This is a genomic window from Methylobacillus draconifructus, from assembly GCF_045984385.1.
GTDB classification, from domain to species: domain Bacteria; phylum Pseudomonadota; class Gammaproteobacteria; order Burkholderiales; family Methylophilaceae; genus Methylobacillus; species Methylobacillus flagellatus_A.
The window spans coordinates 577,342-602,765 of record NZ_JBJQIJ010000001.1 but is presented as its reverse complement, the minus strand read 5'-3'; the positions used below and the strand labels follow the sequence as shown (position 1 = coordinate 602,765).

The window sequence follows — 25,424 nt, the reverse complement described above, 5'->3', positions numbered from 1 at the left end:
TTGAAGTACTGCATCATGGGCGGCAGCATGCTCGCCCTCATCGCCACGTCCAGCCCCAGCCATGCCCATGATGAACCGCCTTCAGCCGAAACCGAACGAATCCAGGAACTCGAAGCCACCAGCGTGACTGCCAGGCGGCGTCTGGAGAAGGAGCAGGACGTCCCCGCGACCGTGTCCGTGGTCAAGGGCGAACAGCTGGAAGCCAGCAGGATCTACCAATTGCAGGATTTGCCGCAGCTCATGCCCAGCCTCACGGCGCAATTCCTGCATCCGCGCCAGTCCAGCATCGCCATCCGCGGCATCGGCAACAACCCGGCCAACGAGGGGCTGGAAGGCAGCGCCGGCATTTATCTCGACAACGTATTCCTCGGCCGCCCCGGCCTGGCCGTGTTCGACCTGCTGGATATCGAGCAGGCCGAACTGCTGCGCGGCCCGCAAGGTACGCTGTTCGGCAAGAACACCACCGCCGGCGTACTCAACATCACCACCCGCAAGCCGGTTTTCAAGCCGGAATATTCGGCGGAAGCGAGTTATGGGTCGCGCGACTTCGAGCAATACAAGGTCATGCTCAACCAACCGATCAACGAGATCGCAGTCTTTCGCATTGCCGCCTACAAGACACATGACGACGGCTGGGTGAAGAACACCTACGACGGCAAGAACCTCAACGAGATCAACCGCACCGGCGCTCGCGGCCAATTGCTGCTGCAACCCAGCGAATCGTTCGACCTGCGCCTGATTGCCGAGCACAATGAGGAAGATTCCAGCACCGGTACCCTGGTGCCTTATAGCCGTGGGCCGTGGACTCCTAACTCATTGATATCTATCGGAGTAAATCCTATTACGGGACGACCAATTCTTATTCCAGATCTTTCCTTTTCACGTAATACACCAGCGGGTACCCCAGGCTCCAACGCCACCGACGCCATCACCCACGCCAATGGCCAGGACGCATCCAATCGCGCCTACGACCCCAAGGACTACAAGGTCACGTTGGACGGCAGGCAGCGCACCCGCACTCGCCAGGACGCCCTCTCGGCAGAGGCCAACTGGCATTTCAACGGCTACACCCTCACCTCGATCACCGCCTGGCGGCAATGGCAGTTCAAGCCGGACAATGACCTCGACCGCACCGACCTGTTTGCGGTCAACGGCGGCGTCGATGCCCGCCACAAGCAATACTCGCAGGAAATACGCCTGGCTTCGCCCCTGAGCGATGTGTTCGACTATGTGGCGGGCGCTTATTACTACTACCAGGATATTTCCAACCACGAGCAATACATTACCGGGCCGAACGCTTTCGCGCTGACCACCATCTACCCCAACAATTCGGCGTTTTCCGGGTCAGGCTATGCCAAGACCCACAGCTATGCGCTTTTCGGCCAGGGCACCTGGCACCTGACGGAAAAGCTGGACCTGACCGCAGGCCTGCGCGCCACCGTGGAGAAAAAAGAAGCGAGAGTGGTGCAAAACCAGATTACCCCGCTGCCGCCGATCCTCTCTCCCTTGCTCGATCACTACGATACCGGGGTGCAACGCCAAAAGGATGAAAGTCTTTCCAGCCTGCTGACAGCGAGCTATTGGCTGAATGACCGCGTGCTTGGCTACGCCACCTACTCATCCAGCGAGAAATCAGGGGGCTTCAACACCAACGGCGTGGCTTCGCCTGGCGCGGTGCTGGGCACGGATGCCTTGAACATAGACCCGGAAAAAGCCAAAAATCTCGAATTCGGCATTAAGTCAAGCTGGCTGGACCAGCGCCTCGTCGCCAATGCCAGCATATTCCTGACCAAGGTCAAGGATTACCAGACCACTACCGGCACGGCCATCGACGGTACCTATACCGCGTTGCTCACCAATGTAGGCGACATTACCAGCAAGGGGGCGGAGCTGGATTTGCGTGTCCGGGTCAACCAGCACCTCAGCCTCAACCTGAGCGGCGCCTACACCGATGCCAGCTTTGACCGCGGCACCGCCCCCACCCCGGCCGAGGAATTCAACGGGCCCGGCGGCAACAGCGACAGCGGTTACGGCAAAGGCACGCGCAGCATCGCGGGCAACCGAGTGAACGGCGCATCACGCTGGGCATTCAGCACCGCCGCCCACCTGCGCTGGAACCCAGGCGACAACCTTGAGCACTACGCAAATGCGCAATACAGCTGGCGCTCCGAAAACTATGGCGACGTCAACAACTCGGAATACTCGAAGATTGCCGGATACGGCATCCTCAACTTCAGCACCGGCTTGCGGGTAACCAGCGGCAAGCACCGTTGGGATTTGTCGCTGTGGGCCAAGAATTTATTGGACAAGCGCTATTTCCTCGGCGTCACCAATGCAGGCAGCAATCTTTATGTCGGTTCGGCCGGCCAACCGCGCACCGTTGGAGCAAGCCTGCGCTACGACTTCTAACTCGGCAAAATACTTAAGCCACCTGGCTTACGCAGCAGGTGGCTGATTTTTTATGTAGATAGCCATATTTCACGCTACACTATGCCCTACTCATCAAAGGGGATTGCGATGGCGAAGATCACCGTCAACAAACTGGATGAACATGCTTTCGAAGTAGCCGTTGAGGCAAGCTCGGCGACTACGCACCGGGTGACAGTGGCGCCAGACTACGCGACAAAACTCAGCTTGGGACGCTTTGACAATGAGGAATTGATCCGGCGCTCTTTCGAATTTCTGCTGGAGCGCGAATCCAACACCAGCATTTTGCGCAGCTTCGACCTCTCCGTGATTTCGCGCTATTTTCCGGAATACGAGCGCACCATATCCCGATAACAATCCAAGCTATCCCGCCAATAATAGCTTGAGCACTTCCGCCGCCGCAGCCATGCCGCACGGGGCTGTGACGGCGACCGAGGAGCCGTACCCGGCGCAATTGAGACCAGTGATGCCGCCTGCATCCGCACTGCAACTGGCATCCGGCTGCTGTATGGGTTCGTCGGAATAAATACAGGCAATGCCGAATTTCTGTAACTTCTTTTTACTGCCTGGCTTGTTGCCATCCAGGCCTTTCGGAAAACCGTGATCGCGCCGCAACTGGTTGCGTACCTTTGCCAGCAGCCTGTCGCCGTGCACCTCTGCCAAGTCCGCCACCCGGATACGTGTAGGATCGACACGTCCCCCCGCCCCGCCTGCCATCACCAATGGAATCCCAAGCTTGCGGCACCAGGCAGCCAATGCCACCTTGGCCCGGGCATCGTCGATCGCATCCAGCACGGCATCGAAACGCGTAGCCAATAGCGCGTCGAGGTTGTCCGGCGTAATGAAATCCTCGATCTCGCTCACCTCGGCCAGCGGGTTGATCGCATGCACGCGCTGCGCCATGGCGGCGACCTTGGCGAGGCCGAAATTGCCCTCGACAGCATGCAGTTGGCGATTAACGTTGGATTCGGCAATATTGTCTAGGTCAACCAAAGTCAGCTTGCCTACCGCGCTGCGCGCCAGTGCTTCGACCGCCCATGAGCCCACGCCTCCCATGCCGATCACGGCGACATGCGCATGGCGGAAGCGTTGCAGCGCGGCCTCGCCATACAGTCTGCGCACGCCACCGAACCTACGCTCCCAATCGATGTCCCGGCTATCGCCCACTTGGCGGCTCCTCGCACCCGACGGCACGGATCTCGCGCTGGTATTGGTCCAGGCCATGGATGGCGCAATGGTTTTTCTCAGCATCATCGGCAATGCGCGTGAGTTGATCGAGGTATTTCTGCATGGTGTCGCAATACAGGGCATGGGCGTCGACATCGGCCTGCACGCGCGCTTCCAGCGCTTGCAAGTCGCTCAATGTCGCCTTGCAGGCATCCTCCTGGAACGGGTTGCGCGCGGGCGTGGCTGCCGGGCTGCAAATCGCCTTGGCAAGATGCTGCGCCGTGGCCGACTTGTCCACAGGCGCAAAGGGTTGCGGTTTGTCGAACAGGGGCTCGGCCTTGCCGTCGCGCAACCTTTGCGCCTGCAATATCCTGAAGGTGCCTTCGCCGCAATTGAATTGCAGCGCGCTCAGGGTCTGTTCATTCTTGTTGAACAGCTTAACGCGGGTATTGACCCTGAATACCTGGCCGGGCAGTGTTTGCAGGGAAGCGCGGTCCAGCGCCACCTCGCCCGCATTGCTGTTGCTGACCACTTCCCATCTGGGTACCGATGACGAAGGCGTCGCAACGGGAGCGGCGCAATACCGCTGCTCCAGCTGGTCCGGCAGCGAGCCTGGGTTGATCGGCTCTTCCGCACGCGGGGCTTCGAACCTGACCACCTGCTTGCCGTCCTTGAGTTGGAACCCCTTGAGGTAGCTGAAGCGCTTGGTCCTGCAATCCACCTGCATGGTGGTCACCCAGATGCCATCGGCCTGCTCCACCTTGGTCTGCACGGTAAACTTCTGCTCTGCGGTATTGCGCACCACGCTGGCCTGGTCGACATAGTGCTTGCCGACGCTGCTCTCCCCCGCCAGCTCCCATTGCTCGGCACTCGTCGCAGCGCCTGCAAATAGCAGGCAGGCAAACCACAGGCTACGCATCGTTCAGGCTTTTTCCAATACCACAAAGGCGGCGGCAAGCGCTTTTTCATCGCTGATGGATAGATGCAGGCCGCCCACTCCCTTTTCCGCCAGCCACGCCTGCAACAAGGGGGCAAGCCGAAACTCCGGCTTGCCCAGGTCATCATGCCCGATGCCGATATTCTCGAAGCTGGCTGCGCCGCGTATGCCCGTGCCCAACGCCTTGGCGAACGCCTCCTTGGCGGCGAAGCGCTTGGCCAGGAACCTGGCCTTGACCCGGCTCGCCTCGTATTCCTGCCATTCGGCGGCATTGAGGATGCGCTGGGCGAATGCATCGCCGAAGCGGCTGAGCGATTCCTCTATACGCACCACCTCGACAATATCGGTACCTATCCCGTAAATCATGCTGGATGTTGGCCGAACCGCCTAGTTCGCCTTCTGCACGATCAGCGCCTTCATTTCGCGCACCGCGTATTCCCAGCCGACAAACAAGGCATGGGCCACGATCGCATGGCCGATATTGAGTTCTTCGATGCCGGGGATGCCGACAATCTCATGCACGTTGTGGATATTGAGGCCGTGCCCGGCATTGACGGTCAGGCCCAGCGCCAACCCATGGTCCACCGCCATGCGGATGCGCTGCAGTTCGGCATGTTTCTCGGTGTTGGTCTTGGCATCGGCGAATGCGCCGGTATGAATCTCGATCACGGGCGCGCCGGCGGCCCTGGCCGCCTCGACCTGCTCCAGATCGGGGCCGATGAACAAGGAGACGCGGATACCCGCATCCCCTAGCGTCTTGCAGGCTGCCTTGATGGTGCCCAGGTTGCCGGCCACGTCCAGGCCGCCCTCGGTCGTCCGCTCCTCGCGGCGCTCAGGCACCAGGCAGACGTCCTGCGGCTTGACCTGGAGCGCGATGCCCACCATTTCGTCGGTCACGGCCATTTCCAGGTTCATCTTGGTCTGTAACAACGGACGCAAGGCAAACACATCCGCATCCTGAATATGGCGCCTGTCCTCCCGCAAATGGATGGTGATGCTGTCCGCCCCGGCCTCCTCGGCACGCAGGGCGGCCTGCACGACGCTGGGATATTGGGTGCCGCGCGCCTGGCGCAGGGTGGCTACATGATCGATATTGACGCCTAGTTTCATAATGCCTGCAAATCCATGAGTAATTGTCGGGTATGTAAGGGTTTGTCGCCCAGGTAATGCGCCAGCAAGGTACGCATCAACTGCTTGCTTTGCTGCTGGGTCAAGGCATCGCTGTAGTCATCCTGCGCCATGGCGAGCAATGTCCTGCCGGATAATTGTACGCCATTTGCCGGCGCTGCATGCTGGCTTGTGCGGGCCGCGCCCTGCTCGGCCACATAGGAATATACATATTCAGCCTGGATGGCATTGCCAGCGTCATCATGTTCCAGCGGCACGGCATAACCCAACTCCTGCAGCATCTTGAGCTCGAAACGGCGCAAGGTGGTCGCGGGCGGCACCTGGTCTTGCGTAAGGATGCGCAAGGTCTGACAGTAATAGTCGAACAGGGCGTCATGCCCATCCTCGCGAGGAAGCAAGCGCAACAGCAACTCGTTGAGGTAAAAGCCGCACATCAATGCCTCGCCACGCAACAGGAGCAAGCCCGCCCCCCATTCCATGCTGTGCAGGTTCTTGAGCTCGGCCTTGCCCGACCAGGTCGCCTGCAATGGCTGGAACGCCTGCAGCATGCCGCGCATGGCCGAACGCGGACGCCTCGCGCCCTTGGCGACGGCCGCCACCCGGCCGAACTCGCGGCTGAACAACTCGACCACCAGGCTGGTTTCCTTGAACGGATAGGTATGCAGCACATAAACAGGCTGATTGTCTTGGCGGTGGATGTTACTGAGTGCCATGCAAACTTTATGTTAGATTAAGAACCAGCACGCATTTTATCTCAGGTTTCCTCGCCCATATCAGCGCAGTGGAGAAACCTTTCCTCATGCTCTGCTGTCAGGTCTAGCAGATGGTTAAGGTATAGGCTTATGAATATCAGGCACGGCATCATCGCGATGAGCAGCACCATGCTCGTCCCACTGGCGGCAGAGGCCGCGTGCAACACGGACTACTCATGGATAGACAAGTCATGCGAGCGCATCTCGGATACCTGGAAAAACGGCGATCATGACCTCTACATCCCGCTTTGGACCCACCACTTGCGCTTTGCCTACGATAACGACAAGATCGACTCGTTCCGTGAATTCACCTGGGGCCTGGGATACGGACGCAGCCGCTACAACGCCGCAGGCAATTGGGAAGGTGTTTACTTGATGGCATTCTCTGACTCGCACAGCAATGTGCAACCTATGCTGGGCTATGGACACCAATGGATGATGGGTTCTCGGTCGGGACTGCATGCCGGCGTCGGCTACACGGCATTCCTCACTTCGCGTGCCGATATCTACAAGAACTTCCCCATCCCCGGCATATTACCGATTGCGTCGCTCAACTACAGGCAATACTCGGTGAACACCAGTTATGTGCCTGGCGGCCGGGGCAACGGCAATATCCTGTTCTTCTGGTCCAGGGTCGGCTTTTAGAGCCTGCTCACAATTTTTTCATGAGGTACGTTGCTCCGGCAGTGTAGTCGAAGCAAGGCGCAAACCACAGACGGGCTCATTGCCCGGCGAGGATTTGCAACGCAGCAGCGGCTGCGCTGCCGGAGCAGCCCGGAGAGCATGCCCCTAAAACACATCCGCCACGTTGCAGCATTACCTGCAAACTGGGCCTTGACCGGACACGTTTTGGGGCCATGCGTACCCTATGAAAAAATCGTGAACAGGCTCTCAGTACCCCAGGGACTTCAGGGCGCGCTCGTCGTCCGCCCAGCCGCCCTTGACCTTCACCCAGGTCTCGAGCCAGATCTTGCCGCCGAACAGCTTTTCCATATCTTGGCGCGCCTCGGTGGAAATGCGCTTGAGCTTTTCGCCGCCCTTGCCGATCAGCATCGGCTTCTGGCTATCTTTGTCGACAATGATGGCGGCATGGATACGGCGCAAATTGCCTTCCTGCTCGAACTTCTCGATCTCCACCGCTACGGAATACGGCACTTCATCTCCCAGCAAACGGAATATCTTTTCACGCAGCATTTCTGCCGCCAGGAAGCGCTCGTTACGGTCCGTCAGCTCATCCTCGCCATAAATCGCCGGTTGTTCAGGCAGGTGTTCACGGACGGCAGCCAGCAGCTCATCCAGATACAGATTTTTCTTGGCGCTTACGGGAATGATGCCGGTGAATGGAAACTCCAAGTCGAAATCCTGGATCAACGGCAACAGGTTCCCCTTGTCGCCCATCAGGTCGGCCTTGTTGACGACCAGGAATACTGGCTGATTCTTCGGCAGCAGCTCCAGCACCTTGCGGTCCGCATCTCCCAGGTGCATGGGCTCGATCACAAACAACACCACATCCACCTCGCTCAGCACCTGGGTGACGGTGCGGTTCAGGTTGCGGTTGAGCGCATTGATATGCTTTTGCTGGAAGCCTGGCGTATCCACGAACAGGAATTGCGTATCTTCCGTGGTATGTATGCCCAGCAGGCGGTGCCGCGTGGTTTGCGCCTTGCGTGACGTAATGCTCAGCTTGAGGCCGAGGATATGGTTGAGCAAGGTGGACTTGCCCACGTTGGGACGGCCGACGATGGCGACAGTGCCACAACGAAAAGCGTTGGATGATGTCATTTCTTTCCTTTTTCGAGCAATTGCTCGTAAGCCAGCTGGGCGGCCTGCTGCTCAGCCGCACGTCGGCTGGAGCCTTTGCCTTCGGTGGTAATCTGGAACTTGGTGATATGGCAGCTCACCCGGAATGTCTGGCAATGCGCTTCGCCCTCGGTTGCCAAGACGTTGTATTCGGGCAGGTCTATTTTGCGCCCTTGCAGGAATTCCTGCAGCAAGGACTTGGCATCCTTGCCGATCGCCTTGGGATCTATGCTTTCCATGCGCGGCAGGAACAAGCGCTTCACCAGCGCCTCGGCAGCCGGGTAGCCCCCGTCCAGGAAAACCGCGCCGATGATGGCTTCCATGGCGTCGGCCAGCACGGAGGGGCGGCGCCAGCCGCCGCTTTTGAGCTCGCCCTCGCCCAGGCGGAGAAATTCGCCGACATCCAGGCCAGTGGCAATCTCGCTCAGGGTTTGCTCCTTGACCAGCTGGGCGCGCAAACGGCTGAGGTCGCCCTCGGGCAGTTTGGGGAAACGCTGGAACAACTGATGCGCTACCAGGAAATTCAGCACGCCGTCACCAAGGAATTCCAGGCGCTCATTATTGTTTCCGGAATAGCTGCGGTGCGTCAACGCCAGCGTCAGCAGGCTTTTATCCTTGAATTCGTACGCAAGCTGGCGTACCAGGCTGTTCTGGCTCAAAACGGCAGCCCGCCACGAGATACATGCAGCATTGAAAAAGCCATGCAAGCCACACGGCCAGGGCAAGATTGACGATCAACGGGCATTGTCGGTAGATGCCTCGAAGTCCAGCAAGACACTGATATTGGAAAACAAGGGCACCACGACCTGGTAATCGACCGAAAGCGCCGTCTTGCCGTTCTCATCGCGCAGGAAGGTCAGGTCCCGGGCTTCGACGCTGCGGATATCGTCTATGGTCGCGCTTTTCTGGAAAGCGGTAATCATGTCGGCCTTGCCCATGCTGGAAAACGCCGGATCATGGGCAATGCGGCTGATCGCTTTCTTGACGGCAAAATACTCGATGTAGGCAGGCGTGAGCTTCATCGCCAGCACTGCAAAAAACATGCCCACTGCAATAACGACCACCAGGCTCAGGAATGTCATGCCTTGCTGTTTTTTCATGCTGGCTCTCCCTTCGAGTTGATTGGATATTTATTTGATCTTGGTGCCAATTCTGCCAAAGTCGTCGAAATTCCACCAGATGAAGAATGCCTTGCCGACCAGGTTGTCCTCGGGCACAAAGCCCCAGACGCGGCTGTCCTTGCTGTTGTCGCGGTTGTCGCCCATCGCGAAGTAATGGCCTGCCGGCACTTCCACTTCACCATCGAACGCCATGCCGTTTTCCTCGATGAGGATATCGTGCCTGACCTCGCCAAGCTGCTCCTGATAGCGCTTGGTCGCGATCATGTTGAGGCCGGAGCCGACATATTTGTAATCATCGACATAATCGGTCTGCACTGCCTGGCCGTTCACGTACAGGCGCTTGTTGCGGTAGGCAATGCGGTCGCCCGGCACGCCGATGACGCGCTTGATGTAATCGATCGATGGATCAGGCGGGTAGTGGAAGACGAAAACGTCCCCGCGTTGCGGATGATCGACCTCGAAGAAGGTCTTGTTGAGGATGGGCACGCGCAAGCCGTAGGAAAACTTGTTCACGAGAATGAAATCGCCGGCCAGCAGCGTCGGCATCATGGAACCGGATGGAATCTTGAACGGCTCGACAATGAAGGACCGGATCAGGAACACGGCCAGGATCACGGGGAAGAAGCTCTTGGAGTACTCCACGATCACGGGGTCGGCCGCATCCGCAGCACGCCTCTTGCGCCAGAACAGGCTATCCAGCAACCAGATCACCCCGGTGATCACCAGCACCGCCAACATGAACAATGCAAACATCATTTGTCTTCAACCCTCAAAATAGCCAGGAATGCTTCCTGTGGAATTTCAACGTTACCTACCTGCTTCATGCGCTTCTTGCCCTCTTTCTGTTTTTCGAGGAGCTTTTTCTTACGCGTGATATCGCCGCCGTAACACTTGGCCAACACGTTCTTGCGCATGGCCTTCACGGTTTCGCGCGCGATGATGTTGGCGCCAATGGAGGCTTGTACGGCGATATCGAACATCTGGCGCGGAATCAGCTCGCGCATCTTGGATACCAATTCGCGGCCTCGGTAGACGCTGTTTGAACGGTGCACAATCAACGACAACGCATCGACGCGTTCGCCGTTGACCATGATGTCGAGCTTGACCAGGTCGGCCGCGCGAAACTCGAGGAACTCATAATCCATGGAAGCGTAGCCGCGAGATACGGACTTCAACCGATCGAAGAAATCCAGCACCACTTCATTGAGCGGCATTTCATAGCTCAGCATCACCTGGCGCCCCATATACTGCATGTTGCGCTGCACGCCGCGCTTGTTGTTGCACAAGGTCATCACCGGGCCGACGTAATCCTGCGGCATCAGCAGGTTGATGGTAATGATGGGCTCTCGTATCTCGTCAATGCGAGATGGCTCGGGCAGGCGCGAAGGGTTCTCGATCTGCACCACCTCGCCGGTCTTGAGCAGCAACTCGTACACCACGGTCGGCGCCGTCGTGATGAGGTCCATGTCGTACTCGCGCTCCAGGCGCTCCTGCACGATTTCCATGTGCAGCAGGCCGAGGAAGCCGCAACGGAAGCCAAAGCCCAATGCGCTGGAGTTTTCCGGCTCGAACTGCAGCGAAGCGTCGTTAAGGCGCAGCTTTTCCAGCGCCTCACGCAAGGCCTCGAATTGATTGGATTCGACCGGATAGAGCCCGGCGAACACCTGCGGCTGCACTTCCTTGAAGCCGGGCAAGGCCTCGCTTGCGGGCTTGTCGGCCAAAGTGATGGTATCGCCGACCTTGGCGCTGGTGAGCTCCTTGATGCCGGCGATGATGAAACCCACCTCGCCCGCGGACAACGAAGCGCGCTGACGCGACTTGGGCGTGAATACGCCGACCTGCTCGCAAAGATAGGTCGTCTTGGTCGCCATCATGCGGATCTTGTCCTTGGGCTTGAGCACCCCGTCCACCACGCGCACCAGCATGATCACGCCGACATAGTTGTCGAACCATGAATCGATGATCAAGGCCTTCAAGGGTTTTTCCGGATCGCCCACAGGCGGCGGGATCTTGGCAATCATGTTTTCCAACACGTCCTGCACGCCAACGCCGGTCTTGGCGGAACAGCGCACGGCCTCGGAAGCATCCACGCCGATCACGTCCTCGATTTCCTGCATCACGCGTTCCGGGTCGGCGGCGGGCAGGTCTATCTTATTGAGGACAGGCACCACTTCGACGCCCTGGTCGATCGCGGTATAACAGTTCGCCACGCTTTGCGCTTCCACCCCTTGCGAAGCGTCCACCACCAGCAAAGCGCCCTCGCAGGCGGCGAGGGAACGGCTGACTTCGTAGGAAAAGTCGACGTGGCCCGGCGTATCGATCAGGTTGAGGTTGTAGACCTGCCCATCCAGCGCCTTGTACTCCAGCGCGGCAGTTTGCGCCTTGATGGTAATGCCGCGTTCGCGCTCGATATCCATGGAGTCCAGCACCTGGGCCTCCATTTCACGGTCTGAGAGTCCGCCGCACAACTGGATGATGCGGTCCGCCAGCGTGGACTTGCCGTGGTCGATATGAGCGATGATAGAAAAATTGCGGATATTCTTCATGTAGTTATTCTAGATTAAGCCAAGTAAAGAAGGGCGCCGAAGCGCCCTTTTACAACACACTAATTAGAGTCGGATTTTACAGCAAATACCGGCTCTCAGCATATTTACTTGGCATGCCTTACTTGCCGATCTTGACCGGCACGTACAGGGTATTGTTTTCCCGCTGTACCAGCAACGCGACCGTCTTGCCTGCCTGCACGGCGTTCACCTGCTTGGTGAATTGCTCCAGGCTTTGCACTTCAGTGTTGTTCAATGCCAGCACCAGGTCGCCGCGGCGGATGCCTGCCTGCGCCGCAGCGCCCTGCGCATCCACCACTACCAGAGCGTTGCGGCCGTTCAGGTTGCGGCGTTGCTGAGGCGTCAGCTCGCGCAAGGTCAATCCCAGACGGTTGGACTCCGGCTTGGCATTAGGCTGTGAAGCGGGCACGACCTCGTCCTTGTCGGCCGGCATTTCGCCCAAGGTAATGCTCAGCGTCTTGCTAGCGCCCTTGCGCAGTACTTCCACCGGCACTTGCTTGCCCGGCTTGGTGGCGCCGACGATGCGTGGCAGGTCGGAGGAAACATTGACCGCTTTGCCGTCGAACTTGACGACGACGTCACCCGCTTCCAGGCCGCCCTTTTCAGCAGGGCTGCCCTTCTCCACGCCTGCCACCAGCGCACCGTTGGTATTCTTCATGCCGAACGACTCGGCCAGGTCCTTGGTGATTTCCTGGATGCCGATGCCAAGCCAGCCGCGTGCCACGCGGCCGGAAGATTTGAGCTGGTTGGAAACATCGATCGCCACGTCAATCGGGATGGCGAACGACAAGCCCATGTAACCGCCGGTACGGCTGTAAATCTGGGAATTGACGCCGACCACCTCGCCCTTGAGGTTGAACAGCGGCCCGCCGGAATTGCCCGGATTGATCGCCACATCGGTCTGGATGAAAGGCACAAAGTTTTCCTGGGGCAAAGCGCGGCCCTTGGCGCTCACCACGCCGGCGGTCAGAGTGCTTTCAAGCCCGAATGGCGACCCGATCGCCACCACCCATTCGCCTACCTTCAACTGCTCCGGATTGCCGATCGTCACCTTGGGCAGGCCAGTCGCCTCGATCTTGAGCAACGCCACATCGGTACGGCGGTCCGCTCCCACGATCTTGGCCTTGAACTCGCGCTTGTCATTGAGCTTGACGATCACTTCGTCAGCTTCGCGAACCACATGGGCGTTAGTCAGGATGTAACCGTCGTTGCTGATGATGAAACCCGACCCCAAGGACTGGGACTTGTATTCAGGCTGCTGCGGACCGCCCTGCCCGCGCGGCGCTCCAGGGAAGCCGGGGATGCCAAAACGCCGGAAAAACTCGTTCAACGCCTCGTCCTCGGGCAACCCCTGGAAAGGAGAACCGCCAGGCCCTGACTGCATCACCTGGGTCACGCTGATATTGACAACCGCAGCCCCTTGCTTTTCCGCCAACTCCGTAAAATCGGGCAACTCCTTGGCTAATACCGGTGTTGCCGCAGCCAGACCAACAGATAAACAAATTGCTGACACGGCAATTAGTTTCTTGAACATTGATTCACCTCGTTAACACGTCACACTCACACGCCGCCTAGGCAACCGGCGGCAAACTCACACACCATTCACGAATTCACACGATACTCAGACCGCATAGTTTATATGCTGCAAGGCGGGCATTCGGATACAACGAAACCGCGCTTTAGACCTCGAACAGCTATTTGAAACTGACCGCGCTGCCTATCTGTGCCACCGTCGCAGCGGGGACCTCGCCTACCACCAGTATCTGATAACCCTTGCTGACATTGGCATAGAAATGGGTAGCCCCTTTCGATGTCTGGCCGATTTTAGGACGAATACCTTTGGACAAAGGTTCAATGAAGAGGGAAACGGAAGCCAGTCCGTCAGTGAAAATGACTTGCGTGACAGGAGCGCTCTTGCCCGGCACGAGGCGGGTGACCTGCTCGACCTTGCGGTAGCCTGCGGGCAAAGCGCCTACCGTCCAGCTTGACACTGCTTCCTGTGCCGGCTGGGCATGAGCTTCCTCGAGAATATAGTGCTTGTTGTGATCGACATTCGGGTGGAACCAGTCCATGCCCTGGTCCTCCATCATATTGACCTGGCTGAAAGCCATCTGCTCGAGCATCTGCTTTTGATCGTTCAGCATCAAGGACTTGAGCAGCAAGCCATACTCACGGTCCGCCCAGAACTTGTAGGCATAGCGCAAGCTATCGCGTGGATCGAGGAAGACAACGCGGCCATCGCGGCCGGCAATGCGTTCCGTACCGCCTATCCTGGCTTGGTAGCTGGCCTTGAGGAGCTCCATGTCGTCAGGCAGGACTGCCGGGAACAGATTGTGCGCCCGGCGTTTTTCCATGATGACTTTTTCATTCTTGGAGCTGAAAATAACCACGTCCCCGCCCTGGCTGAGCATTTCGCGCGGCGTGCCGTCCAGCACTACCATGCGCGCATACTCGCCCTGGCCTGAATTGGTATGGGTAATTTGCACGGACTTGATGTTGTCGCCCGACTGGTAGATGAAGACCCCTTTATAGCTCAAGTCGTGGGCTGCGCGGGCAGCCTTTTGCAGGACAAGCCAGGGGTCTTCAGGTTCGGCATGCACAACCACAAACGGAGTTGCCAGCAAACAAGCCAGCAGGAAACGCTTCATCTACCCACTACTCCGCGTAATTGGCTGGCTGGATATAGTAGGCGGAATTGTTGGAAGCCTGGGACTGGTGCGCCAACCAGTAGTCGGAAGGCAGGCTTTGCGCGATTTCCATCGGCGTCGCGTCATCCTCGAGCCCGCTTTGCACTTGCTGCTGCAATACCACCCACCCGACAAACGCCACGGCGGAGACGGATGCAGCCACAGACCAGAGTTTGCTGCTCTTGAGCATGGCCTGCTTGCGCTTGACGGCGGGCACCAGCAGCACAGGCTCGTCCTCGAGGCTGGCTAACAGCCGTTCGGTAAAGTCGGGCTTGAAAACAGGATTGCCGCGCATGGCGTCGCCGATCAGATGATAATCAGACCACGCCTGGGCGGATTCGCCTCCAGACTTCAAAGTCGTATACAGGTACTCTGCATCCTCAAGCGCTATATCGCCATCCATCAGCGCCGAAATTTGACTTTTCATTACCATCTCCTGTTTTCGGGGGTGTCCAGCAAAGGACGCAACTTCTGGGCAATCGTTTCACGGGCACGGAAAATTCGCGAACGTACCGTCCCTATCGGGCAATCCATCATCGTGGCAATCTCTTCGTAGCTCAAGCCTTCTATCTCGCGCAAGGTGATCGCCGTACGCAACTCTTCCGGCAACGAGGCTACCGTATCGTTCACAGTCTGGGCAATTTCCTTGCCCATCAATTCGGTTTCAGGCGTATCCATGGTGCGCAATTCGTCACCATCGTCGAAATTCTCAGCATCCTCGATTTCGATATCACCTGTGGCTTGGGGCCTGCGCCCCATTGCAACAAGGTAATTCTTCGCGGTGTTAATGCCAATGCGGTACAGCCAAGTATAAAACGCGCTATCGCCACGAAAGCTGGGCAGAGCCCGGTAAGCCTTGATGAAGGATTCCTGGACGACATCCTCGACCTCGGCAGGGTCCCTGATCAAGCGCGAGAGCAAACGCCCCAGCTTGCGCTGGTACTTGTCCACCAGCAAGCCAAACGCGCGCTTGTCGCCGCTTTGCGCGCGCTCAACTAGCTGCTGGTCCAACTCCCGATTGCCCGCCGGCGGGGTTACTGCCATCGCGGCCATGCTCCCTGTCTGTGTTTTCTTGACAGACGGAGTATACCCGCGGACTCCCGTATCGACGAAGCCCATGCGCGAAAATTCCTCGAAATTATTTGTCTTGATCATGACCTTCCCTTTGTATTTTCATGACTAGCTTAGTGCTACAGACAGCGCTACACTCGCTAAAGTTCATCCATTTCTAGGTTCTTATGCAGCAATACGACGTCCTCATCATCGGCAGCGGTTTGGCTGGCCTCACGCTCGCGCTCAAGGTAGGGGCGGATAAAAAAGTCTGCCTGATCAGCAAGCGCGGCATCAATGACGGTTCCAGCAACTGGGCGCAGGGCGGGATTGCCGCCGTACTTGCAGATGATGACTCAACGGAAGCACATATTCAAGATACCCTTATCGCTGGCGCGGGTTTATGCGATGCCGCCGTCACCCGCCTGGTGGCCGAGCACGGCAGGGAAACCGTGGAATGGCTGATCGCAGAAGGAGTGCCCTTCACGCGCGAGGACGACAATAGCGGCTTCCACCTTACCCGTGAAGGCGGACACAGCCATAGGCGCATCATTCACGCTGCCGACGCCACCGGGCACGCCGTCCAGAAAACCCTGGCCGAGAAAGTGCGCCAGCACCGCAACATTACCGTATTGGAAGAGCATATCGCGGTAGACCTCATCACCGCAGGCAAGGTGAACATGGAAGGCAGCGCCTGCCTGGGCGCCTACGTGCTGGACAATACGACGGGAAAAGTGCTCACCGTCGGGGCGCAGCACACGGTATTGGCCACAGGCGGGACAGGCAAGGTCTATCTCTACACAACCAATCCCGACGTAGCCTCAGGCGACGGCGTCGCCATGGCCTGGCGCGCGGGCTGCCGTATTGCCAACATGGAATTCATCCAGTTCCATCCCACCTGCCTCTATCATCCGGAGGCAAAGTCGTTCCTGATCACGGAAGCCGTGAGGGGCGAAGGCGGCATACTCAAGCTGCCTGACGGCGCGCGCTTCATGCCTTGGCATGACGAGCGCGCCGAATTGGCGCCTCGCGACATCGTGGCCCGTGCGATTGATTTTGAAATGAAAAAGCGCGGCCTAGACTGTGTATACCTCGACATATCGCACAAACCGGCCGACTTCATCCTCTCGCACTTCCCTACTATTTACCGCCGCTGTTTCGAGCTGGGCATCGACATCACACGCGAACCCATTCCCGTCGTGCCCGCAGCCCATTACAGTTGCGGCGGCATCATGACCGACCATATCGGCCGCACCGACATTCCCAGGCTATATGCGATTGGAGAGACGGCCTGTACCGGGCTGCACGGCGCCAACCGTCTAGCCAGCAATTCGCTGCTGGAATGCCTGGTGTTCGGCCAAGCCGTGGCCCATGACATCCTTGCACAGCAGCCGATGCCGGTGGTTACCCTGCCCTATTGGGACGAAAGCCGCGTTACCGATGCTGACGAGGAGATCATCATCACCCACAACTGGAGCGAACTGCGGCGCACCATGTGGAATTATGTCGGCATTGTCCGTACCAACAAGCGGCTGACGCGCGCTTTGCACCGCATCCATTTGCTGCGCGACGAAGTGCACGAGTTCTACAGCAATTTCCGCATCAGCAACAACCTGATCGAATTGCGCAACCTATTGCAGGTTGCCGAACTTATCGTGAAGAGCGCCATGGAGCGCAAGGAAAGCCGCGGCTTGCATTACAGCAAAGACTATCCCTTCCTTGCCGACGAAGCCGTGCCTACCGTGCTGGAACCGTCCAACTACTATAGTTTGCTGGACAGCCATCACGGCCATGAGCATCACTGAGGCCGAGCTGTCACTGGATATCCGGCGGAGCTCATTGCGCTACCCTCGCGCCTTGGCCTCGATACAAGCGGCATAAGCCTGCGCATCCAGGCCGGCACCAGTGCGTTGGGCTTGCCAGATGGCCTCTGCCAGGCAGTCCATCAGCACATGCTGCGCCTCGACCGCGTCGCCATGCTTGCGCCATAAGGCGTGGTAGGCAGCGTTAATGCCTGGCGGCTGGTCTATGGACACCTGTTCGAGCACGGAAAGGTGCAGGCTCATATGCAGGAAGGGGTTGGTTTCCCCCATTTCGGGAAAATAGGATTGATCCAGATAACGCTCTGGCGCATCCAGCACGTGATGGTACTCAGGATGGGCCTGCACGATGCCGACAGCCATGGTCTCGAGGTCGGTCAACACTTGATGCCGCTGAAACTTAGCCCAGGCATCGAAGAAAAACTGGCGCACCTGGTCGCGGCTGGGGTTGAACAGGGCCATCAGGCTTCCCACACCTTCATGGCCTGCGGGGCAAAGCCATGGTTCAGCGGCCCGACTCCTGCGCCGGTCCTGACGTTCGAGCCGGCATACAAGGCGGAGCGCACGTAAATCCTGGCCGCCTGCACCGCATCCGGCAAGTTGAAGCCCAATGCGAGGTATGCCGCGACCGCCGATGACAGAGTGCATCCCGTGCCGTGCAGGTTATGGGTGGAAATGCGCAGCGAATGCAGCTTGTGCAGTTCGGTCACTTGGCCTGCCGCATTGGCTTGCACCAGTATGTCCAGGACATCATGCCCGGGCAGGTGGCCGCCCTTGAGCAGGACGGCATGGGCGCGCTGCCCGAGCAGTTCCTGCGCAGCCTGCTCCAGCTCGTCGGTCCCGGTCAGCGGTCGGCCCAACAGCAATGCGGCCTCATCGAGGTTGGGCGTGACGACGAGCGCCCGGGGGAAAAGCTCGTTGACCAGCACCGAGATGGCTTCATCCGAAATCAGCTTCGCACCGTTGGCCGCGACCATGACCGGGTCCAGCACGACCTGCTTGAGACCGTGCGCATCCAGCGCTTCCGCCACGGTCATGACCACTTCAGGCGAATGCAGCATGCCGATCTTGACCGCGTCGACGCCGATATCCTCCACCACGGCGTCGATCTGGTCGCGCAGCATTTGGGGCGGCACGCTATGAATGGCGCGCACGCCCTGGGTATTCTGCGCGGTCAGGGCCGTAATGGCGGTCATGCCGTAGCAGCCCAGCGCGGAAAACGTCTTGAGGTCGGCCTGTATGCCTGCGCCGCCGCTGCTATCCGAGCCCGCGATGGAAAGCACGCGAGGATAACGGTTGGTGGCAGCGGCATTCAACAATGGTGATACATTCATCATTCAACTTTCAGCAGTAAACAATCCCAGCACGACAGAGTGCTGCCACAAGGCATTGCGGCCATTGACCGGGGCGATTTCGCCATTGCCGTAAAACCCGATCACCGGCATGCCGGGATAATAGCGCTTCAACAGGGCAAGATCATGATCCACCCCGTCATAAAAATGTGGTCCGCGCGCCAAGCAGGAGAACATCAAACCAAAAGTGGGCTCATTGCGCAACCTGGCGCCCATGGATGCAATTTTGGAGGCGAGATGCCGCTGTGCGGCATCTCGGTCCAACACCCCCCAGGCGAGCCAGTCGCCCGGCACGGCTTCCTTCGCCAGAGTCACGGATTGAGTGTCGGCGTTGGCTCCCACAATTGGAATTAATTGGCAATCTCCCCGGGATAAGGCTGCCTCGCTCTCGGCCAACATCAGCATCATATGGTGACAGGGTATGCCCGCTTGGTGCTCAATACCTTGCGCACTTAGCGCATTGGCCAGGCTAGACCATGCGGATTGGCGGGAAGCGGATTGATTGGATAATACAAGCAAGTCATGCCCGCTGGCCTGGTCGATCCGCTGCGACACGCCAATCGGCTTGAAGGGGTGCGCCACATCGACCACGCCCGCGGCTCCCTCCAGCGCCAGATCACAATGCCCGGTCAAGACCTTGCCATTGCCCCATAGCGAGAACTGCCCTTGGCCTGTCGCATCCCCTGCCACCCCGCCAAAGCGTATTCCGGGCGACTCCATCCAGGATGCGTTGAATGCGTTTGGCGCCGTCAGCGTCAACAATACGCCATCCTTCTGGTCTCTCGCCATAGCGATAGCCGCGCCATCGCCCAGCACCAGCGCTGCGGCAGCGGAACCGTCCAGCACCCACTCGTCCTGCGTAAAAATCCCGGGCGCGGAACAGCCGCTGACCTGGGTGGTGCTCGCCGCCGTCGCGGCGGTACGTAAGGCCGGTTGCGGGTCTTGTGCGAAATCCTCGCTCAGGAACAGCAGCACCCCAGTGGCGATATCAAGCCCTGCTTGATCCAGGGCCTGCCTGACGGCTTGTGCAGCGAGCTCTGGCAGCGGCTGGCGCCCTTGTGCCAGTCCTGTTCCAACTTTCAAACAGCCTCCACGGCAGCGGAAGCTGGCGTTGATTTGGCCTTGAACTCGCAAAGATCGTAAATCACGCATTCGCCGCACTTGGGTTTGCGTGCCACGCAGACGTAGCGCCCATGCAAGATCAGCAAATGATGCGCATCGTGCAAGTACTCCTTGGGCACCACTTTCATCAGCTTGTTTTCCACCTCGAGCGGTGTCTTGCCGGGCGCCAGGCCGATGCGGTTGCCCAGGCGGAAAATATGCGTATCCACCGCAATGGTGGGTTGGCCGAATGCCGTGTTCAATATCACGTTGGCCGTCTTGCGCCCCACGCCCGGCAGGCTTTCCAATGCTTCGCGCGTATCCGGAACCTCGCCATTATATCGGTCCACCAACAGGCGGCAGGTGGCCATTACGTTCTTGGCCTTGCTGCGGTAGAGGCCTATCGTCTTGATGTAGCTTTCCAGGCCCTCGATGCCAAGATCAAGGATTGCCTGGGGCGTATTGGCTACCGGGAAGAGCTTCGCCGTCGCGATGTTCACGCCCTTGTCGGTGGCCTGGGCAGAGAGAATGACCGCGATCAGCAGTTCGAATGTGCTCGTATGCACGAGTTCGGTCGTCGGCTCCGGAATGGCAAGGCTGAGCCGGCGGAACAATTCCTGGCGTTTTTCTGCGTTCATGCTTTTTGTGGGATATCTGTTTTCCGCTGGGCACGGACACGCGCCATGGCGGCGGCCAAGGCTGCTTTCTTGGCGTCTATTGTATTGGGAGCCTGGCCGTCAGCCTCGCGAGAGCTGGCGTCCGCTAATGGTTTTGGAGAATTGCGGTCAAGACGCTGCAAGCGAGCCTGATACCGCCTGCGGGCGGCATCGGCCACCCGGCGCGCAGGGCTTGCCGGCAGGGTGTAATCCCAATCCTGGTTTGCCAAAGGCTCCATATCGATACACTCTACAGGACAAGGTGCCACACACAACTCGCAGCCGGTACATTCATCCGCAATCACCGTATGCATTTGCTTGTGCGTGCCCAGGATTGCATCTACAGGGCACGCCTTGATACACAAAGTGCATCCTATGCAACTCTCCTCGTCGATGACAGCTCGCATCTTGGGGCGAACAACGCCGTGAACCGGGCTTAAAGGCGCATAAGGCTGACCGAGCAGCTGCGCCAGCGCATGGATCCCGGACTCGCCGCCGGGAGGGCATTGATTGATGCCTGCCTCTCCCCGGGCGAGCGCATCTGCATATGGGCGGCAGCCAGCATATCCGCATTGCGTGCATTGCGTCTGCGGCAATATGGCGTCTATGCGATCTGCAAGTTCGATCATTCCGTTATGTGCCATCAATGAATAACAGAATTATACCCGCCGCCCGAGATGAATCTGCCTATTAAAATAAATTAGAAATGATAGCCAAAGCGGATTTCATTGAAATTGACGCCTGGATTGGTACTGGTAATGCCTGCATTGGAGAAATGCTGAAAGCGGTAGCCGAGGTCATATTGCTGCTGGTCGCCGAATGTGACCCCAAAGCCGAGATGGCTGCCGAATTCGAAACGGGTCCCCATGCTGACGCTTCCATGCACGCGGCGGCCCGAGAATTGATAGGCCCCTACGCCGGCTTCGACATAGGGATTGAATATCCCTGGAGGTTCGGAGCGCTGCAAGCGGAACACCGGCGCTATGCCGATTGCATACAGCTCTTTTTCGGGAGAAGGTCCGTCGCCTTTCCAGGCCGTGCCGGTCAATTCCCAATACCCTCCGAGATGCCAATCGCCTTCCGTGAACCAGCGCTTGTCCCAATCCCACGTCAGCGAAACCGCGGCCATGTTGGCATCAGGGCCGGAGCCGCCAGTGAACGCAATACCATCCACAGCATTGGCAGGGTTATTCAGAGTACAGCATGCTAGTAACGCGAGTGCAATTTTCTTCACGTGATCTCCTGGCAAGTTGTTACTTCATTGAAAGTGACTGCAGAACCTAGGGCTATATCCCAGCGCGATTGTATGCAAAAAACAGCTTTCCTTACCATAGCGATTTAACAGGCTTGTGCTCCCTTGTTCAGAGCGTGCCTAGACCAGGTTTTGCCGTCTATCGACCAGGCATTCATAAACGTAATGGCGCACGATCAATTGCACGTTGCTTTCCAGTGCCACAAACTCAAGGCCGGCAAGAAAGCTTGCGCCGCCTGACGGAGCTACTAGCACCACGTTGCGCACCCTGGCCTCCAGGGTAATGGCGGACGTCTCATCCTCATGCAATTGGGGCAGGTTGAAATTCAAGACCAGCTGGCCGTCAATCTTGCCTATGTCACGATCAACCAACACCTGGCATCCAGTGGCGCTAATATTGGTCAACTTCACCGGCACGGTTGTACGATCTTCCAAACCCAGCTGTCCTTCAATATCCGCCTTGATCCGCATTTCCCTGCGGATTTTCTTTACCTGGATGGCATGAGGAAAGGAAATGCATAAGCAATTCAAGGGATGCTGAATCGTCTGGATCACGCTGGCGTCAAAGCTGCTGATCATGATCCCGGAAAAAACACGCACCGTGACTTTCTCGCCATCGTAAAAAGTCAGGAAAGTGCCCTGCGCCTTGGGCAAACGCAACAGCAGGTATTCATTGCGCTCCATGCCGATAAAGGTGGAAAGATATTGTACGGGGGTGTGGCCTCGATGCCGCAGTAACTGCAGCCGAGTTCCTGGTTGCAGATTGATTTCTTCAAACCCGACCTTTTCCGGCCCGTCGTTTTCTGCTTCAGGCGGATTTTCAATGATGTCTGTCATGATGGCTTGTTCTTAATTGCGCTTATTATTCCAGGCAAACCATGGCTTGCCCGCTCATGTTTTTATCCGTCAGATTATTGCTGATGTCAGATAGCGAGACAAGGTAACACCGATGCAGCAGGATAAAATTTAACCACTTTTAAATAAAGGTCTTTACTCTTTCCGGCAAAAGCGTAGCATACCCATAAAAATATTATGGTTATTAATCTTTACACCGCGATAACGCTAAAAGGAGGCTGCTATGCTTAAAGTACTGTTTGGTTCGTGGGTGGGCATCGCATCGATCGGCACCATCATCCTGACCATTATCGTCATCAGCTATTGGATTGGATTCTGCATACTGAACGCCCGCAAAGAGCGAGAAAACGCCTCATCGCACTGACTTATTCCACCGATGCAAGCCTTACTTCGACAGTAAGGCTTTTCATTTGCAATAACCCTACTAAAACTAGGTGCTATATCTCAAATTGAGGTATGCTTGCGTTGCTTGTATTTTTAACGCTAGACGAGAATGCCATGAAAGAAACGCCCTCCAGCCTGCCTTGGCTCAACCTCCCCAACCTTCCCACTTCGATCAAAACCCTGTTTATTGGCTACCTTCTGGTAATCGGCGTCGGCCTTTGCATGGCCGGGCTGCAGATCATGCTCACGCACGGCATGGCGGATGGCAAGCTGGGCCTGTCCAAGGATGATATCGTCTATAGCTACTACGGCGACCGTAGCGGCAGCAAGCTCGAAAGCAAGCTCAACGGCTCGATGAAACCGCATGCGCCTCCTGAAGTGCGCCTCGACATCATCAAGTGGGTACGCAACGGCGCGCCCGAGGATCAATGGGAAAACCACTTCAAAGGCGTGTTCGCGGAGCGCTGCGTCATGTGCCACAGCGTAATCCCCGGCATCCCCGACTACAGGACCTATGAGGGCGTGAAGCAAGTGTCCGCCGTGAATGAAGGCGCCACCATCCAGAGCCTGACACGGGTTTCCCATATCCACTTATTCGGCATTTGCTTCATTTTCTTTCTTATGGCGTTCATCTTCAGCTTTGCCGTGAACGTGCCGCGCATCCTGAAAATCCTGGCGATCGCCTTCCCGTTCGCGTTCCTGATCCTCGACGTATTGTCATGGTGGCTGACCAAGCTAAACCCTGGGTTCGCCTGGCTCACGATCATTGGCGGCATTGGCTACAGCATTGCGTCCACGTTCATGTGGGTGACCAGCATGTACCAAATGCTGATCCTGTCGCGCAATGGCAAGACCTATGGCAACGCCTGGGAAGCAGACTTGAAGAATTAATGGCTGTTTCGGGCAGCTAGCTACAGCATAACGGAGGCTTGGCGGCCTCCGCTGTTTTTGTAACGGCACGAGCCTTGCTTGCCCATGAATGAACATTCCAGGAGGTACGCATATGGACACTTCATCGGTCAACGCCGTCCTGTTCGACCTGGATGGCGTCCTGCATATAGGCAACAGCCCGATTCCCGGCGCGATAGAGACGGTCGACTTGCTGCGTACAAAGGGCCTTGGCTGCCGCTTTGTCACCAACACCAGCACCCTTTCGCGCTATTCCTTGCACCAGAAAATCCTCGGCATGGGGTTCTATGTCGCGCCGGAGGAAATCATCAGCGCGCCTGAAGCAGCATTGAAATATCTTGAACAGCTCGGCAACCCGCTTTGCCGCTTCCTGTTGGCCGACGACGTCAAGAAAGACTTCTCGCACTTTCGCCAATCCAACACCGCGGCGGAATACATCGTCGTGGGCGACATAGGCAAGGCCTGGACTTACGACGTCATGAACGAGGTGTTCAACTGCCTCAAGAACGGCGCGAAGCTGATCGCGATCCACAAGAACCGCTTCTGGCAAACCGAGGCTGGGCTGCAAATGGATATCGGCGGCTTCATCACCGCGCTGGAATATGCCGCCGGTACGCAAGCCATGATTATCGGCAAGCCCGCTACCGAGTTTTTCCAGATCGCCCTCGCCGACCTCAAGCTCCCGGCATCGGAAGTGTTGATGATCGGGGATGATGTCGATTCGGATGTCGGGGGTGCACAAAAAGCGGGCATTCGCGGAGTGCTGGTGCGCACCGGCAAGTTTCGCGAGGAGTACCTTGCCTCCGCAACCGTTGCGCCCGACATGGTGATAGACTCTGTCGCCGACCTGCCTGCACTGCTAGGATTGCAAGACTGACACCATTCAGGAGAGTATGCGCTTGAACATTCTTTATTTGCCGGGCTTCAACTCCAGCCCGGCAAGTGAAAAATCCTCGCTGCTGCGGCAACACTTTCCCCAGGCCGTCATTCCTGAGTACAACAGCTGGGATCCTGATATTTCCTACATTCAGCTCGAACAGGCCATCCTGCCGTTGCTGGCCCAAGGCGTCTTGCTCACGGGCTCATCGCTCGGCGGTTTCTGGGCTTACCAATTCGCATGCCGCTATCGCCAACCCTGCCTGTTGATCAATCCTTGCATGCACCCTGAGTTGAGCTTGCAGCGCTACGTCGGCAAAGTGGAAAATTTCTACTCGCAGGAGCAAGGCTGGCTGACCAAAGCCCATTTGGCAAAATATGCCGCTTACCGCCTGAGCGGAAAGCCCGGCAGGGTAACCGTACTACACGAACAAGGCGATGAATTGATTCCCTACATGGAGAGCGTGGCCAATTTCTCCGGCAAGGCCAAGCTGATCCTGCCCGGCGGCGGCCATCACCGCTTTGCCCGGACCGACCTCATCGTGACCAGCATGATGGATATGCTTCCACCTGGCGGTCATTAGCA

Annotated in this window: 29 protein-coding genes; 8 read left to right on the top strand and 21 right to left on the bottom strand. The window is 57.8% G+C overall.

Going from position 1 to position 25,424, the window contains the following annotated elements; all coding sequences use genetic code 11:
* Together ACKF11_RS02965 and ACKF11_RS02960 are read left to right on the top strand one after the other, a co-directional pair.
* Entirely contained in the window at window positions 1-2,409 is a 2,409-nt protein-coding gene (locus ACKF11_RS02965; protein WP_407995890.1) for a TonB-dependent receptor, read from the top strand.
* A gap of 108 nt (window positions 2,410-2,517) precedes the next feature.
* Window positions 2,518-2,781 (top strand): hypothetical protein, encoded by a 264-nt coding sequence (locus ACKF11_RS02960; protein ID WP_309564798.1) that lies wholly within the window; start codon window positions 2,518-2,520, stop codon window positions 2,779-2,781.
* A gap of 9 nt (window positions 2,782-2,790) precedes the next feature.
* Here the strand turns inward: ACKF11_RS02960 and ACKF11_RS02955 are convergent, their stop codons facing one another.
* The 5 genes from ACKF11_RS02955 to recO are packed head-to-tail and all read right to left on the bottom strand — an operon-like array spanning window position 2,791 to window position 6,372.
* Entirely contained in the window at window positions 2,791-3,594 is an 804-nt protein-coding gene (locus tag ACKF11_RS02955; RefSeq protein ID WP_407995889.1) for a tRNA threonylcarbamoyladenosine dehydratase, read from the bottom strand.
* A complete protein-coding gene (locus ACKF11_RS02950; protein ID WP_407995888.1) occupies window positions 3,584-4,513 on the bottom strand; it encodes a surface-adhesin E family protein in 930 nt (309 codons plus the stop codon). The genes ACKF11_RS02955 and ACKF11_RS02950 overlap by 11 nt, the downstream gene beginning before the upstream one ends.
* 3 nt (window positions 4,514-4,516) lie before the next feature.
* Complete coding sequence (gene acpS / locus ACKF11_RS02945; RefSeq protein ID WP_407994276.1) at window positions 4,517-4,897, bottom strand: holo-ACP synthase; 381 nt, start codon at window positions 4,895-4,897, stop codon at window positions 4,517-4,519.
* 21 nt (window positions 4,898-4,918) lie between these two features.
* Window positions 4,919-5,644 carry a pyridoxine 5'-phosphate synthase gene (gene pdxJ / locus ACKF11_RS02940; protein ID WP_407996033.1) on the bottom strand — a complete coding sequence of 242 codons (726 nt, stop codon included), beginning with the start codon at window positions 5,642-5,644 and terminating at the stop codon, window positions 4,919-4,921.
* Window positions 5,638-6,372 (bottom strand): DNA repair protein RecO, encoded by a 735-nt coding sequence (gene recO, locus ACKF11_RS02935; RefSeq protein ID WP_407995887.1) that lies wholly within the window; start codon window positions 6,370-6,372, stop codon window positions 5,638-5,640. The genes pdxJ and recO overlap by 7 nt, the downstream gene beginning before the upstream one ends.
* A gap of 129 nt (window positions 6,373-6,501) precedes the next feature.
* Between recO and pagP the strand changes: the two genes are divergently transcribed.
* Window positions 6,502-7,056: a lipid IV(A) palmitoyltransferase PagP gene (gene pagP / locus ACKF11_RS02930; protein ID WP_407995886.1), complete on the top strand. Its 555-nt coding sequence runs from the start codon at window positions 6,502-6,504 to the stop codon at window positions 7,054-7,056.
* A 246-nt stretch (window positions 7,057-7,302) separates the two neighbouring features.
* Here pagP and era read toward each other — a convergent pair whose 3' ends face one another.
* The 9 genes from era to rpoE form a co-directional block, all read right to left on the bottom strand.
* Entirely contained in the window at window positions 7,303-8,193 is an 891-nt protein-coding gene (gene era, locus ACKF11_RS02925) for a GTPase Era (protein WP_407995885.1), read from the bottom strand.
* Window positions 8,190-8,870 (bottom strand): ribonuclease III, encoded by a 681-nt coding sequence (gene rnc / locus ACKF11_RS02920; protein ID WP_309564792.1) that lies wholly within the window; start codon window positions 8,868-8,870, stop codon window positions 8,190-8,192. Before rnc ends, era begins: the two co-directional genes overlap by 4 nt.
* A gap of 75 nt (window positions 8,871-8,945) precedes the next feature.
* Entirely contained in the window at window positions 8,946-9,311 is a 366-nt protein-coding gene (locus tag ACKF11_RS02915) for a DUF4845 domain-containing protein (protein ID WP_407995884.1), read from the bottom strand.
* A 30-nt stretch (window positions 9,312-9,341) separates the two neighbouring features.
* Window positions 9,342-10,088, bottom strand: a complete 747-nt coding sequence (gene lepB / locus ACKF11_RS02910) for a signal peptidase I (RefSeq protein ID WP_309564790.1) — start codon at window positions 10,086-10,088, stop codon at window positions 9,342-9,344.
* A complete protein-coding gene (lepA, locus tag ACKF11_RS02905) occupies window positions 10,085-11,878 on the bottom strand; it encodes a translation elongation factor 4 (RefSeq protein WP_407995883.1) in 1,794 nt (597 codons plus the stop codon). The genes lepB and lepA overlap by 4 nt, the downstream gene beginning before the upstream one ends.
* A gap of 118 nt (window positions 11,879-11,996) precedes the next feature.
* Window positions 11,997-13,430 (bottom strand): DegQ family serine endoprotease, encoded by a 1,434-nt coding sequence (locus ACKF11_RS02900; protein ID WP_309564788.1) that lies wholly within the window; start codon window positions 13,428-13,430, stop codon window positions 11,997-11,999.
* A 160-nt stretch (window positions 13,431-13,590) separates the two neighbouring features.
* Window positions 13,591-14,544, bottom strand: coding sequence for a MucB/RseB family sigma factor regulatory protein (locus ACKF11_RS02895; protein ID WP_407994285.1), 954 nt, complete (start codon window positions 14,542-14,544; stop codon window positions 13,591-13,593).
* Between the two features lie 7 nt (window positions 14,545-14,551).
* Window positions 14,552-15,010, bottom strand: a complete 459-nt coding sequence (locus ACKF11_RS02890; protein WP_407995882.1) for a sigma-E factor negative regulatory protein — start codon at window positions 15,008-15,010, stop codon at window positions 14,552-14,554.
* On the bottom strand, window positions 15,010-15,627 hold the full coding sequence (gene rpoE / locus ACKF11_RS02885) for an RNA polymerase sigma factor RpoE (protein ID WP_405029496.1): 618 nt from the start codon (window positions 15,625-15,627) through the stop codon (window positions 15,010-15,012). The genes ACKF11_RS02890 and rpoE overlap by 1 nt, the downstream gene beginning before the upstream one ends.
* Before the next feature lie 194 nt (window positions 15,628-15,821).
* Here rpoE and nadB point away from each other — a divergent pair, with 194 nt between their 5' ends.
* A complete protein-coding gene (nadB, locus tag ACKF11_RS02880; RefSeq protein WP_407995881.1) occupies window positions 15,822-17,438 on the top strand; it encodes an L-aspartate oxidase in 1,617 nt (538 codons plus the stop codon).
* Between the two features lie 39 nt (window positions 17,439-17,477).
* Here the strand turns inward: nadB and ACKF11_RS02875 are convergent, their stop codons facing one another.
* The 7 genes from ACKF11_RS02875 to ACKF11_RS02845 form a co-directional block, all read right to left on the bottom strand.
* The gene (locus tag ACKF11_RS02875) at window positions 17,478-17,915 is read right to left on the bottom strand and encodes a DUF1841 family protein (protein WP_407995880.1); all 438 of its coding nucleotides are present in this window, start codon (window positions 17,913-17,915) and stop codon (window positions 17,478-17,480) included.
* A complete protein-coding gene (gene thiD, locus ACKF11_RS02870; RefSeq protein WP_309564783.1) occupies window positions 17,915-18,790 on the bottom strand; it encodes a bifunctional hydroxymethylpyrimidine kinase/phosphomethylpyrimidine kinase in 876 nt (291 codons plus the stop codon). Before thiD ends, ACKF11_RS02875 begins: the two co-directional genes overlap by 1 nt.
* Window positions 18,791-19,888 (bottom strand): FIST N-terminal domain-containing protein, encoded by a 1,098-nt coding sequence (locus ACKF11_RS02865; protein ID WP_407995879.1) that lies wholly within the window; start codon window positions 19,886-19,888, stop codon window positions 18,791-18,793.
* The gene (gene nth / locus ACKF11_RS02860; protein ID WP_309564781.1) at window positions 19,885-20,544 is read right to left on the bottom strand and encodes an endonuclease III; all 660 of its coding nucleotides are present in this window, start codon (window positions 20,542-20,544) and stop codon (window positions 19,885-19,887) included. The genes ACKF11_RS02865 and nth overlap by 4 nt, the downstream gene beginning before the upstream one ends.
* Window positions 20,541-21,191: an electron transport complex subunit RsxB gene (rsxB, locus tag ACKF11_RS02855; RefSeq protein WP_407995878.1), complete on the bottom strand. Its 651-nt coding sequence runs from the start codon at window positions 21,189-21,191 to the stop codon at window positions 20,541-20,543. The genes nth and rsxB overlap by 4 nt, the downstream gene beginning before the upstream one ends.
* Before the next feature lie 71 nt (window positions 21,192-21,262).
* Window positions 21,263-21,796, bottom strand: coding sequence for an acyloxyacyl hydrolase (locus ACKF11_RS02850; protein WP_407995877.1), 534 nt, complete (start codon window positions 21,794-21,796; stop codon window positions 21,263-21,265).
* Window positions 21,797-21,934: 138 nt separating this feature from the next.
* A complete protein-coding gene (locus tag ACKF11_RS02845; protein WP_407995876.1) occupies window positions 21,935-22,651 on the bottom strand; it encodes a flagellar brake protein in 717 nt (238 codons plus the stop codon).
* 241 nt (window positions 22,652-22,892) lie between these two features.
* On the opposite strand from ACKF11_RS02845, the gene ACKF11_RS02840 reads away from it, so the two are divergent.
* The 4 genes from ACKF11_RS02840 to ACKF11_RS02825 all read left to right on the top strand — a co-directional run bounded on the left by ACKF11_RS02840 (window position 22,893) and on the right by ACKF11_RS02825 (window position 25,422).
* Complete coding sequence (locus ACKF11_RS02840) at window positions 22,893-23,033, top strand: DUF3149 domain-containing protein (RefSeq protein WP_309564778.1); 141 nt, start codon at window positions 22,893-22,895, stop codon at window positions 23,031-23,033.
* A 134-nt stretch (window positions 23,034-23,167) separates the two neighbouring features.
* A complete protein-coding gene (locus tag ACKF11_RS02835; RefSeq protein ID WP_309564777.1) occupies window positions 23,168-23,944 on the top strand; it encodes an Aq_1264-related membrane protein in 777 nt (258 codons plus the stop codon).
* A 112-nt stretch (window positions 23,945-24,056) separates the two neighbouring features.
* A complete protein-coding gene (locus tag ACKF11_RS02830; RefSeq protein WP_407994294.1) occupies window positions 24,057-24,839 on the top strand; it encodes a TIGR01458 family HAD-type hydrolase in 783 nt (260 codons plus the stop codon).
* 16 nt (window positions 24,840-24,855) lie between these two features.
* The gene (locus tag ACKF11_RS02825) at window positions 24,856-25,422 is read left to right on the top strand and encodes a YqiA/YcfP family alpha/beta fold hydrolase (protein ID WP_405029481.1); all 567 of its coding nucleotides are present in this window, start codon (window positions 24,856-24,858) and stop codon (window positions 25,420-25,422) included.
* The last annotated feature ends 2 nt before the right edge of the window (window positions 25,423-25,424 follow it).

What these genes read in the sequence shown, in the direction of transcription:
- nadB (WP_407995881.1), top strand. Translation starts at nt 15,822, where the DNA reads ATGCAGCAATACGACGTCCTCATCATCGGCAGCGGTTTGGCTGGCCTC.
- thiD (WP_309564783.1), bottom strand. Translation starts at nt 18,790, where the DNA reads ATGATGAATGTATCACCATTGTTGAATGCCGCTGCCACCAACCGTTAT.
- ACKF11_RS02895 (WP_407994285.1), bottom strand. Translation starts at nt 14,544, where the DNA reads ATGAAGCGTTTCCTGCTGGCTTGTTTGCTGGCAACTCCGTTTGTGGTT.
- pagP (WP_407995886.1), top strand. Translation starts at nt 6,502, where the DNA reads ATGAATATCAGGCACGGCATCATCGCGATGAGCAGCACCATGCTCGTC.
- ACKF11_RS02950 (WP_407995888.1), bottom strand. Translation starts at nt 4,513, where the DNA reads ATGCGTAGCCTGTGGTTTGCCTGCCTGCTATTTGCAGGCGCTGCGACG.
- ACKF11_RS02835 (WP_309564777.1), top strand. Translation starts at nt 23,168, where the DNA reads ATGAAAGAAACGCCCTCCAGCCTGCCTTGGCTCAACCTCCCCAACCTT.
- ACKF11_RS02845 (WP_407995876.1), bottom strand. Translation starts at nt 22,651, where the DNA reads ATGACAGACATCATTGAAAATCCGCCTGAAGCAGAAAACGACGGGCCG.
- acpS (WP_407994276.1), bottom strand. Translation starts at nt 4,897, where the DNA reads ATGATTTACGGGATAGGTACCGATATTGTCGAGGTGGTGCGTATAGAG.
- lepB (WP_309564790.1), bottom strand. Translation starts at nt 10,088, where the DNA reads ATGATGTTTGCATTGTTCATGTTGGCGGTGCTGGTGATCACCGGGGTG.
- nth (WP_309564781.1), bottom strand. Translation starts at nt 20,544, where the DNA reads ATGAACGCAGAAAAACGCCAGGAATTGTTCCGCCGGCTCAGCCTTGCC.
- ACKF11_RS02840 (WP_309564778.1), top strand. Translation starts at nt 22,893, where the DNA reads ATGCTTAAAGTACTGTTTGGTTCGTGGGTGGGCATCGCATCGATCGGC.
- ACKF11_RS02825 (WP_405029481.1), top strand. Translation starts at nt 24,856, where the DNA reads ATGCGCTTGAACATTCTTTATTTGCCGGGCTTCAACTCCAGCCCGGCA.
- ACKF11_RS02915 (WP_407995884.1), bottom strand. Translation starts at nt 9,311, where the DNA reads ATGAAAAAACAGCAAGGCATGACATTCCTGAGCCTGGTGGTCGTTATT.
- era (WP_407995885.1), bottom strand. Translation starts at nt 8,193, where the DNA reads ATGACATCATCCAACGCTTTTCGTTGTGGCACTGTCGCCATCGTCGGC.
- recO (WP_407995887.1), bottom strand. Translation starts at nt 6,372, where the DNA reads ATGGCACTCAGTAACATCCACCGCCAAGACAATCAGCCTGTTTATGTG.
- ACKF11_RS02890 (WP_407995882.1), bottom strand. Translation starts at nt 15,010, where the DNA reads ATGAAAAGTCAAATTTCGGCGCTGATGGATGGCGATATAGCGCTTGAG.
- ACKF11_RS02960 (WP_309564798.1), top strand. Translation starts at nt 2,518, where the DNA reads ATGGCGAAGATCACCGTCAACAAACTGGATGAACATGCTTTCGAAGTA.
- rpoE (WP_405029496.1), bottom strand. Translation starts at nt 15,627, where the DNA reads ATGGCAGTAACCCCGCCGGCGGGCAATCGGGAGTTGGACCAGCAGCTA.
- ACKF11_RS02900 (WP_309564788.1), bottom strand. Translation starts at nt 13,430, where the DNA reads ATGTTCAAGAAACTAATTGCCGTGTCAGCAATTTGTTTATCTGTTGGT.
- ACKF11_RS02830 (WP_407994294.1), top strand. Translation starts at nt 24,057, where the DNA reads ATGGACACTTCATCGGTCAACGCCGTCCTGTTCGACCTGGATGGCGTC.
- rsxB (WP_407995878.1), bottom strand. Translation starts at nt 21,191, where the DNA reads ATGATCGAACTTGCAGATCGCATAGACGCCATATTGCCGCAGACGCAA.
- ACKF11_RS02875 (WP_407995880.1), bottom strand. Translation starts at nt 17,915, where the DNA reads ATGGCCCTGTTCAACCCCAGCCGCGACCAGGTGCGCCAGTTTTTCTTC.
- lepA (WP_407995883.1), bottom strand. Translation starts at nt 11,878, where the DNA reads ATGAAGAATATCCGCAATTTTTCTATCATCGCTCATATCGACCACGGC.